Raw genomic sequence first — 11,163 nt, 5'->3', positions numbered from 1 at the left:
GGATTGTAATCTTTCTGATAGATCTTGATTTCATGAGATAATTTGGTGATGTACGGAATGTCAATTTTGACAGTACGATCCCTCAACGCTTCCATAAATTCATTGTTCTGGAGTTTTTTATATTCGGGTTCGTTGGTATGTCCGATGATCACTTCATCAATATCGGTCTGCGCAAATTTTTTCGGTTTGATTTTATGTTCTTGCGAAGCGCCCAGCAAGTCGTATAAAAACGCAACATCCAATTTTAAAATTTCAATAAATTCTACAACTCCGCGATTGGCAATATTAAGCTCGCCGTCGAAATTAAATGCGCGCGGATCGGAATCGCTGCCATACTCGGCGATTTTTCTAAAATTGATGTCGCCGGTTAATTCGGTTGAATCTTGATTCTTTTCATCTTTCGGTTGAAATGTTCCAATGCCGATACGGTCTTTCTCGGAAAGCAGTAAACGGAAAACGCCGATATGCTTAATAACCGATTCCCAATCCCCGTTATATTTTTTCATATATTTGTTGTACTCATGACGGCAAACAGGGCACAAATCACCTTCGATCGCAATGTATTCGATATCGGTTTTACTGTGTTCGTTGATGATACGTTCGGTTTCGCCGCGCATTTCCATCGGAATGATATGCAACGGTTCCTCGTGCATCGGGCACTTGGTGATAGTACCGTTGTCGTCTGTCCATTGATAGCTGTACAAGGCGCCTTCGGCCGTTTTTGAATAATGCTCGAGTCCTTTTTTGAGTAAACGCGCGATGGTGCTTTTTGAACTGCCAACAGGGCCGTGTAAAAGAATCACGCGTTTTTCAGTTCCATACCGATGTGCTGCCGACTTGAAAGCATTGACCAATTTCATCAGCGAGATATCGAGGCCGTACACAGCATCCTTACCGTCATCGATCGGGTCATCAAAAAAACGATAGTGGGTAATTTTTTTCTTGAGGTCGATGTACTCATCATGACCGTGCGATAAAATCATATCGTACAATCTCTGAAAAGCCGAGCGTGCGGATTTGGGGGAGCGCGTCACGATGTCTAAATATTCATGGTAAGTGCCTTCCCAGTGCAGATTTTGATAAGTGTCCAAATCCTGTTTGCCGCGAACGACATTAAGGATGCGTTTGACCGTATCGGAATTGCGCTGGGTGTCTGTGATGCTCATGGTAACCTCCTAAAATAAAAAAGCCAAGTGCTTGTACTGAGATCTGTAAATCATGACAAAGAACACTTAGCTTTTTTTGTTGAAAACTTAGGTTTGATCACTAAATAATTTTATGCAGTTTCCCTTTCTTTAGAAGTATCATTACTGGCAGATTTTAATATAACGACCGGTAATGATTTCTATTTCATTTAGTCGCCAATTTCGACCGGAATCGATTGATAAGTAGACGCTTTAGACCATTGATCCGTTACACGTATGATCAGACGGTACGAGCCAGGATTTAAATCTTTAATATCTAAAGCAAAATAATAGCGATCATCCCGGTCCTGGCATGTCACATCAAACGATGATCCGATCTGCTCATTATTTTTACCAAACAAATTTCCGATGAATGTTTTTAAATTGCCTTTATCAGAGCGAATGAACGTGGTTTCTATTTTGTAACGTGCTTTCGAATCGTTGTCCAATGTTAAATGATAGGTTTCAAAATACAGGTAAACATGGTGATTACGGGAAATAATATTGTCGAAATATGGAACGATCGTGATACCGTTGTCGAGCGAAATTTCCGACGCGATCACGATATCGCTCAACATAAGTTGATCCACAGAAAAGTCTCGGATCTTTACAGGCTCACGTTTTACTCCGACGCGGTTATCGATCAAAGTCATTAGCTCGGAAGAATAACTGGTCACGCCGCTGTTGGACGATAAATTATCGAGCTCGAAATGATGAACAAACTGTCCATTGTACTCCTGATCTTTGTTAAGCTTCAACCGCGTTTTGGTTTCTGAAACGATGTCGTGTTGGTCATTAAGAAGGAAAAGACCGGCTACGGCCACCACGTCAAGCCCGAACGACTCATATTCTGAATCAACTTCATTGGTCTTAGCCGAAAAATAATTACGAATACTCGTCATACCGTTGGTATTTTTGAATTGATATAACCGCGTCTGTAAAGCAAACGTACGTTCTTTAGGCAGTTCAAAAAGATCATCGGTTGTATTAAACAGCGACCGCTCGCGTAGAATGGTGGAATCGTTCATCAAAAAATTACCCGAAGCGTATTCGTCGTTAAAATAAAAAGTTGTTTGCGGATATTGCCACACTTGCGATCCGCCCAGCATGCCGATATCGGGTTGGATAGAATAAAAACCGGCAGGCTTTCCATATCGAATATAAGCTTTACCGCGTTCCGTTTTCCAGCCCGGTAAATTTAATTTGGGAACGCCGAACCGTAAATTAGCATAAGCGATACGATTATAATGTTCCAGTTGGCGTTCATTGTAAGCGGTTAAATACAAAGGATCTTTGCGCCTCCAGAATTTTTGTTCGTACTGTTCTAAGGAATTCTTTTCGTTATTTTGCTTGAAATCATCGGATTCTTTAGATGGCACAAGGTATTCAATAGTATTGTACACAGCCCATTCTTCTTTGGTCATCAAGGTAAAAGCTTTTTGATAATATTGATAAGCCTGTGCAGTTTGGCCTAAACGATAATAAGCCAAAGCTGCAAAAACGTAGGCGTCTTTGTCGGACGGATTAAGGCGGATGGCTTTTTCGAACAACAACGCCATGCGGGAAAAATTATCTACTTCCAGATATAAATGAGCAAGATGGAACAAAGCATCGTGGTGATCCGAACGGTATTGAAGGGCAAATTCATAACACGAGGCAGCAAGTCTTAAATCTTCAACTCCAAAATTGGCCAATGAGACATAGTTGTCATTGGTCAGTGATGTTTCGACAAAACTGATCATGTCTTTGTATTTCAGCGCAGAACGTTCGGCGATCAAACCTTTGTAATAATACACGTCGGCCAGCGCAATATTGTAGGCTTCTCCGCTTCTGGGCTGCAAAGTGAGTATGCGGTCGCACGTTTCATTGGCTGTTACATAAAATCCTTTTTCATATAAAATTTTGATGAACGTGACATTAAAAGAAAAATTGTCAGGATCGAAGGACAGTGCTTTACGAATATACCATTCGGCTTTTTGACGGGATGGAACGGTATTTTTATCGAGATAAATTTCGGCTAATTGTTGCAGAGAGCGAGGGTATTCCGGCGAAGTGACAGCAACTTTTGTCAACGCATTGATAGTGGAGTCGGAGTCCATTGCTTTAACCGACGCAACACATTGAAATAAAACACAAAAAATTGTAATCGACGTTATACGAGGGATCAACCGCATTTCAAAAATCCTTTCGGTGGAGCGAAAATTGAGATGCCTGGGATGGTGAAAACGAAAAAAGCGAAGAGGCTGAACTTCGCTTTTGAAAGATGTGAATGAACCTTTAATTCAATATAGACGATGAGCCGTTGAAAGTCAAGTTTCTGTCAGCTCACCCGAGGGGAATTTAAGGGTTATATTTTTTGCAACTTGCAAATGAGAAAGCTTCCTGTTAGATTTTTAAAAAATGACGGGTAAAGATTATGCAATTCACTAAGCGGTTTGGTTTTGGTTTAATCATGATGTTTTTTGGCGTGCTGACAGCTTTTAATTATGTCAGCGATTACCGGGTATGGTCGATTGTTTTTTTCTGGACAGCTATGGCTATCAGTTTAGCCGGTTTGGTCATGATGTTTAATGGAGTCCGTCCGAGAAAAATGAACGGATTCAAATAATCCGAGCTAGTTGGGTTCAACAAAATTTTCCGGTTTTCTGGTATCATTGCCAAAAAGAAACTCCACCACTTGCTGTTTGAAAATTTCATCCGTTCTGGGGTCCATCAAATTCAGCCGGTATTCATTCATCACCATCTTAAAATGATCCTCAAACATTTTCCACGCCTGTTTTGAAACATTTTCAAAAACGCGCTTACCTAATTCTCCAGGAATCGGCGGGCGATCCAGGCCTGGCAATTCTTGTTTCAGTTTTACGCATTGAACCATTCTAGACATATTTTTTCTCCTTTGATGACAAATAATTTAATCAGCAAATTTTTCGTGCAGAAGTGAATGTTTGGCAGAACGTTCAATAATCCGATGACGCCGGATTTCAAGAACCCGTTCGGCCAGCGTCCATACTGACGGACGATGCGAAATCATCACGATCGTTCGCCCTGCAAATATTTTGAAAATTGTATTTAAAATATCCCGTTCCATCGTTTCGCCCAAAGCGGAAGTCGCTTCGTCGAGAATCACTATTTCCGGATCGCGCAAAACTATTCGAGCCAAGATTACGCGCTGTTTTTCGCCTCCGGATAACTGATTACCGCGATCGCCAAGTATGGTGTGCACGCCGTTCCGGTGCGCAATAAGGTGATCGGCCTGTACTAAACGCAAGACTTCAACAACTTGCTGTTCTGTAATACCGTGTAAATTGTAACTGATATTATTATATAAACTGTCATTAAACAGCAAAGGTTCTTGAGTGATAACTCCAAAAATCTTCGCCCGATCATGAGGATTAATTTGAGAAACATCGATTGAATTGATAGCGACTGTTCCCTGAGTCGGTTGCTGCAAGCCTGTCATGAGATCGATAAAAGTACTTTTTCCCGATCCGCTTTTGCCGGTGATTGCAATGATTTCACCCCGATAAATTTGAACGGTTACATTTTGCACGACTGAAGAAGGGCTCTGAGGATAATGAAACGAAACATTGTTGAATTCGAGAGACGCAAATTTTTGCGTCATGGCTTGAAAATGTGTGTTTTGTCGAGGAAGCGGTGAGTCATTCAAGTTATTCCAAAGCATTTCAGCTTCCGAACGGCGCCGGATTGCTTCGTACAATTCTTTGGAAGGGTCAATCATTGAAAAAACGGCCGCAATAAATAACACAAGCCCGCCTGGACCATAATTAAAATACCCGTTAATATTTTCCATTCCAATCAGATATAATAACAGGACGCCAAGTGTTACCCCGCACATTTCGACAAGTACGTAATTTAAAGATTCGTTCCATGAACGCTTGGACTGTGCCTCTGACCACAACAAATTTTTCTGCAGAAATTTTTCCGTCTCGTATGATTCGGAATGGAAGAGCTTGATCAATTTGATGGCGAAAGATTTTTGTTGAACGTCTTGAGCCAAACGTAGCATAGACGATTGATCGCTTTCGATGTGCCGAAGGTTACTGTTCCTGAGGCGATGGGTAATCCAACTTACAATCGGTACGGCTACCAGGCTTGCCAGCATTAATTTCCAGCTTATAAGGATCAAAATGGTCGCATAGAGAATTAAGAGTCCAGAATTTCTAGAAAACATCAGCGTCGAACCGATAACCTTTTCTGCAATGCGGTCAATCGTTTGAATTAACTGAACGCTCAAATCAGAAACACCGATTGAATGGAAATAATTCAGGTCACGCAAAAAAATCTGGCGCAGATATTCCGTTCGTAGTTGCCGGGCCAACGCAATTTTCAAGCGAATTTGGATACGAGATGAAAGGAAGAAGAAGAAGTTTTTGAACAAAAAAATAATCCACGTTGTTGCGCATAGCAGCAACAAAGCGCTGTATTTCGATGGCAATGTAGGAATCGAAATTCCGGGTAGCGAAACGGGGATATCGGTAAAAATAATATTGACGAACGGCATAACGATGGAAACGCTCAGCGCAGCGCATAATGAGTAAGCCATGGCATTGATGGCAAGACCGGCGCGCTGGGATAACGGAGCGGAGGATTGTAGAAAGCGCTTCATTTGATTTTAATAACAATCATGGTCATGTCATCGTGCTGTGGTGTTGATCCCACAAAGCGCCCGATTTCACTATGGATGGATTTAATAATGGATGAGGGCTCGAGATGAGAAAATTGCTGAATTAATGCATACAACTTTTCTTCACCGAATTCTTCATTTTTGGCGTTCATGGCTTCCGAAAAACCGTCGGTGTAAAATACAAATACGTCACCGGATTTGAATTCGATGGATACTTCTTCGATTTGACTGGAAAAAGCAGAGCCTTTGGTAAGGCCGATGGCCATACCGCCGGGCGTTACTTTTTCAGGATCGTGCGTGTCGCTTTTTTTGATCAAAACAGGATTGTGCCCCGCCCGCGACATGAGTACGCGTTTACTGTCAAAGTCGAAAATAGCATAAATCATACTGATGAATTTTCCACGTTGTACTTGGTCGTAGAAAATTTCATTGACGCGGCATAACGTTTCTTTCGTGGAAGTTGTGGTCAGTGAAGCTTGTGTCTGCAGGATGCCTTTAACTAAGGTCATGTAAAATGCCGCCGATACGCCCTTGCCCGAGACATCACCGATGACGATGCCGACTTTATTATTACCTGGGAAATTGATAAAATCGTAATAATCGCCGCCAACTTCATACGCCGGTTCGCACATGCTGGCAATTTCAAACGCTGAACTTTGCGGCGTTTTACAACACAACATGGTTGTCTGAATTTCGCGGGCAATTTCAAACTCACGCTGCATCCGCTGTTTCTGTTCGATCTCACGCATATAATCCGGAACAAATTCAAGCAGATCGTCACCGCGCTCGCGGCTCAGCGCGCCAACAAGAGCAACCAGCAGGATGCTGGCAAGAAAAATTATTAAAATTGTACTTTGAATGACATCGCCCATCAGCAGGAAGAAATAACCTTCCTGGATGATGTATGTAAAAAGCCCGGCCGTAATGAGCGTCAGAAAATCATAGCGCAACAAAATCAGCGTATAGGTCAGCCCGATAAACAGGCCGATGACCAGTCGCGTCCATATCGGTGATGCATCGCTAAGAATGTAAGGGTAGATGATCCCCATAATGATTCCGGAACCGTAAATCATCCAATTTTGTTTGGATTTGCGGCGGATGGCGGAAAACGGCATAAGCCAGAAACTGTGAAAATAAACTATCGATGTCCACAATCCGGCCGCGATCAGGAAGATTGCTCCGTAACCGTCTAGTTTTGATCCGCTTTGTTTATTGAGCACAAACGTCGTTTCAGGAATAGTTTGCAGAATGAGCGACGTGATGCCGAGTACAATCCCGCTGATCAGAATACCACGAAGTAAACTCGTTCCGAAATTTTGATTCCAGAAACGGCCGCGGCGAATGGCTTCGAACGTCTGGTATTTTTCCGGCCACACTTCGCGCGTTAGCGACGCGCTGACGGCAACGCTGATTCCGGAAATGAGCAGATACCATCCGCCGGCAAATACAATCACTACAATCAGGCCAACCCAACTTTGCGTGCCCATAATCAACGCCATCATCACCGCAAAACCGACCGCGACAACGCCTCCAAAAAACAAACCCAGTTTAAAATCGAATGCGCCGCTTTTGAAGCGTATGAAAAAATAAATCAGAACAGTCAGCGAAATCAGCATGATCATGACGATATCGATAATGTCCTGCGATTGATCGAGCCAGCGTTCTTTATGCGGTTTATAATAATCCGGGAATTGGTGCTTGAATTCGTAAAATGCGATTTGTGAATTGCGTACGCGTGTCGTGATAATGACCGATTCGTCATACACGGACGATTTGGAAACAAAAGTAAATTCGTACGATTCATTATTATTATCAACCGTGGTTTGAAATTTATCTTCGCGAAAATCATTGATCTGAATGCCGGCAGTCTGCGTCAGGAAAGCCAGAACAATTTTTTTTGCGGAATCGGGAGAGATGGTAATGGTTTTGTTTTGCGGAATGGGCGGTAATTCTTCATCCGTGATACGGCTGCGCGGCAGGCTGTCAACGCTTTTGAGCCGGCAGTCATAATTGATCAATCGGCCTTTTCCGTCGATTTGAATTTCAACACGTTCGTAACCCTTAGGGCGTGCCGTCCGTCCGTCATCCGAATTATTGCCGATTTGAATTTCAGTTTCCGTTTGATGCAGCCATTCGATGCTCCATACGTAAACGGGAATTTCATCTGAGAAAACATCGACAGCTTTTTTCAATCCGAGTTTTTCTTGCAGGTATTGAATCTGACCTTTGTCCGAGCGAATTCTGGTTTTCATCGAAAATGAATCCAGTTTGGCCGGTGTAAGGAGATTTTTTTGTTGAAGCAAATTTGTAGCCTTGGACTCGGCAGTTTCCTTCGAAATCATATGTTCAATTGCCGCTTCAGGATAAGTCGAATGGTACGACCATGTAAAATATATAAACCCGGAAATAGCGGCTACAAGTAAAATAATGTCCAATCGACGAAAATGAAACGAAGTCATTCACGTTCTCCCGGATGCGCTTTGATAACATTATGGTAAAGATTCCACGTAAATAAAGCAATCAGAACAACGAAAAATGGAATGTATTGCCATAAAAGAATAGTTTTAAATTCCTGCCACACGCCTGTTTTTTGAAATTCCGCCAATACTGTATACGATAAAGTGATTAATCCCGTGAAACCAATCCATGCCGGATTGGGATAAAAACACAATAAAGGAATAATCCATATCAGATACCAGGGATGCAACGTCGGACTAAATAAAAGCAGGGATCCTACAAGGATATACGCCATCTTTATAATTTGTTGCTTTTGTACCGTATAACTTTTTTTGATATAAGAAATATACAAGCCTGTGAAAATAGCGGCCAAAACCACACTGAAAATTAATTTTGTAAGCAATCGGGCCTTGTTGTCAGTTTCAATCCCGAATAAATAATGCGACGGGTCGTTGATAAAAAAATCTTTCAAAAAATCGTAAAGATTGGAATAGAAAAACGAATTGAATTCCCATGTCGATGTATATTGCTGAAGTCCGATAAACCAATAATCCTGTGCGCTTGAAAATGGCAGAAACCCAATAACAATAATTATTGCAAAAACTAAAACAGCAGCAACCAAAACTTTGAATCGCGACCGAATATCTTCGACAAACGGTAAGAAAATAATGGCGAGATACTTTGCAAGAAAGGACAAGGCCAGCATTATTGCCGCGGCCACGGGCTTGTATTTAACTGCGAACCACAGCCCCAATATCATAAAGAAAACAGCCACTACTTCGCCATGTCCACTCCATCCTGTTTCAAGAACAGCCAATGGATTCCACGCGTAAACCAGTACCCAACTGAGGGCGCGGTCAAAGTGTTTAAGCAATGAAACGATCACAATCATAATGCCGATATCAAACAGCAAGAACATAAGTTTCATTGCCCACACCGATTGAGAAAAAAAAGTTGTCGCTTGAAAAATTCCCTGCATCAGTGGCGGATAAATGGTATGAACTTCTTTGTGGTTCATCGGCTTATATACAGCGCGATCGCGTAAGCCGGCAAGATTGTCGGATTCCGGTACATACCGATAAGGATTGATGCCGATATTGGCAACACGTCCGTCCCAGATATAACGGTAAATGTCATCGGATAGTACCGGTTGTTCGAAAACCATCGTCAGGCGAAATAGAATGCCAAAAGCAACGATCAATTCAACCGATAAAAAGCTTTTTCCCCAGAAAAATTTAACATACAAAATGACGAGAACGTAAATGACAAATGCGTGAGTGAAATAGTAATAAAGATCCGGCAATTGATATCGGATATCTGTAATGTGTGCAAGCGCATAAAAAGCAATTTCCATTACGATGCCTAAAATCATTAAAATCCAGAAACTGCGCCGGATAAGCCAATCTTTCAGCATAAAATGTGTTGAGTTCCTTTCGGGTATGTGGTATCTTCGCACTTGAAAAATGCAGAGGACATCGGGAAGAGGATCCGCATTAGGCTTGCCAAATTTAGGAAACCGTAGAATAAACGCAACAGTAATTTCAAAGCTATGATTCGGAATTATTATACATTAAAGCGGCTGGCTGGGGAAATACATCAGGCTATTTCAGAGGCGAAAATTATTGAAATATTTAGCCAGTCGAAAGACATTGTATGCATTGGATTAGTAACGCCCGCCAAACAGGCAATGCTTTTGGAAATATCGATAGAACCTCAATTCGGTTACAGCGTAGTTCGGAGTGAGTATCGCCGGAAACAAAAAAATTCGGTCGATCTTTTTCAGGCAGTCATCGGCGTTAAAATTGATCGTGTTCTCATGAGCGATCATGACCGGATTCTTTCAGTTAAATTGTCCGGCGGTTTTACTCTTGTAACGGAATTTTTTGGAGCAATGAATGTCCTGTTGCTGGATCCCGATAACAAAATTTTGGATGCGCTCCATGATTCAAAAACGCTCAAGCATCAGTTGTATTCAGATTCGGCGCGGCCTATTTTGTGGAAAGATTTCGATGATTTTTATCGCCGGTTTCAAACCGTCGACAACTTTAAAACTGCGCTGGGTCAAGGTTTAGCGCAATTTAATAAATTCCTGGCGCTGGAATTTTTGTGGCGCCTCGATGCAGATAAACAAAATAATCTGGAAGCCGCTTATAACCTGATGCAAACGATGTTGCACGAATTAATGGTTTCAAAACCCCGTATTTATTGGATTGGTGACGAGCCTAGAGTATTGTCGATGGTCGAACTCATTCATCTTAAAGCCCGGTTTCCTGAAATGCGAGAAGAATTGTTCGATTCTGTCAACAAAGCGGTGCAAGTCTATACGGCTAAAAAAGCAACATTCGAACGTAAAAAAGAAATGGTTTCAGAATTTCTGAAAGCCTGCAATTCGCGCGTCCGAAAAAACTCCATGGTTTTGAACAAGCTGAAAATCGAGCAGGATCAATCACGGCGCTTTACGGAATACGAGCAAAAAGGAAATTTATTGAACATTAATATTGGAAAACTAAGGCGTGGAATGAGCGACGTTACAGTGGAAAATGTATATTCTGATTCCGGTGAATCCGTGACGATCGAATTGAATCCCGAAAAAAAACCACAAGAAAATATTGAGCGTTATTTTGCTCAGGCGAAAAAATTGAAAAATTCCGTTAAAAAAATCGCTGAACGTATCGATTTTGTTAATAAAGAAAACCGGATGATTCAGAAGCTCATCGAAACTTATTCCAATGAAGAAAAGATAGATTGGAAAGATTTTGCGAAGCAATACGAACGTTTTATCGAACTCGGATGGATCAAGCGTAATAGTGCGGAACCCGCTAAAGTTGAAACAGCGCCGGTTTTCCGCGAGTTTCTTGTACACGGCAATTGGCGGGT

General features: G+C 41.9%; 8 protein-coding genes. 2 read left to right on the top strand and 6 right to left on the bottom strand.

The genetic code is table 11. The annotated features are described in order from the left end of the window. A partial coding sequence (locus tag K1X84_15765) for a serine protein kinase (GenBank protein MBX7153084.1) occupies positions 1–1,166 on the bottom strand: 1,166 nt, incomplete at its 3' end. Positions 1,167–1,354: 188 nt separating this feature from the next. Next, positions 1,355–3,358 (bottom strand): GWxTD domain-containing protein, encoded by a 2,004-nt coding sequence (locus tag K1X84_15760; protein ID MBX7153083.1) that lies wholly within the window; start codon positions 3,356–3,358, stop codon positions 1,355–1,357. A gap of 242 nt (positions 3,359–3,600) precedes the next feature. Between K1X84_15760 and K1X84_15755 the strand changes: the two genes are divergently transcribed. Further along, complete coding sequence (locus K1X84_15755) at positions 3,601–3,792, top strand: hypothetical protein (protein ID MBX7153082.1); 192 nt, start codon at positions 3,601–3,603, stop codon at positions 3,790–3,792. 6 nt (positions 3,793–3,798) lie between these two features. Here K1X84_15755 and K1X84_15750 read toward each other — a convergent pair whose 3' ends face one another. From K1X84_15750 to K1X84_15735, 4 genes are read right to left on the bottom strand one after another with little or no spacing between them, the layout of a single operon-like run. Beyond that, a complete protein-coding gene (locus tag K1X84_15750; GenBank protein ID MBX7153081.1) occupies positions 3,799–4,068 on the bottom strand; it encodes an oxidative damage protection protein in 270 nt (89 codons plus the stop codon). 27 nt (positions 4,069–4,095) lie between these two features. Further along, positions 4,096–5,811 (bottom strand): ABC transporter ATP-binding protein/permease, encoded by a 1,716-nt coding sequence (locus tag K1X84_15745; protein MBX7153080.1) that lies wholly within the window; start codon positions 5,809–5,811, stop codon positions 4,096–4,098. Beyond that, positions 5,808–8,288, bottom strand: coding sequence for a SpoIIE family protein phosphatase (locus K1X84_15740; GenBank protein ID MBX7153079.1), 2,481 nt, complete (start codon positions 8,286–8,288; stop codon positions 5,808–5,810). Before K1X84_15740 ends, K1X84_15745 begins: the two co-directional genes overlap by 4 nt. After that, a complete protein-coding gene (locus K1X84_15735) occupies positions 8,285–9,700 on the bottom strand; it encodes a glycosyltransferase 87 family protein (GenBank protein ID MBX7153078.1) in 1,416 nt (471 codons plus the stop codon). The genes K1X84_15740 and K1X84_15735 overlap by 4 nt, the downstream gene beginning before the upstream one ends. A 135-nt stretch (positions 9,701–9,835) precedes the next feature. Here K1X84_15735 and K1X84_15730 point away from each other — a divergent pair. Next, a partial coding sequence (locus K1X84_15730; protein ID MBX7153077.1) for an NFACT family protein occupies positions 9,836–11,163 on the top strand: 1,328 nt, incomplete at its 3' end.

The sequence above is a fragment of the bacterium genome (assembly GCA_019695335.1).
Taxonomy (GTDB): Bacteria; CLD3; CLD3; order SB21; family SB21; genus JABWBZ01.
The sequence above is the reverse complement of the archived record's forward strand: the minus strand, read 5'-3'. Positions and strand labels throughout refer to the sequence as shown.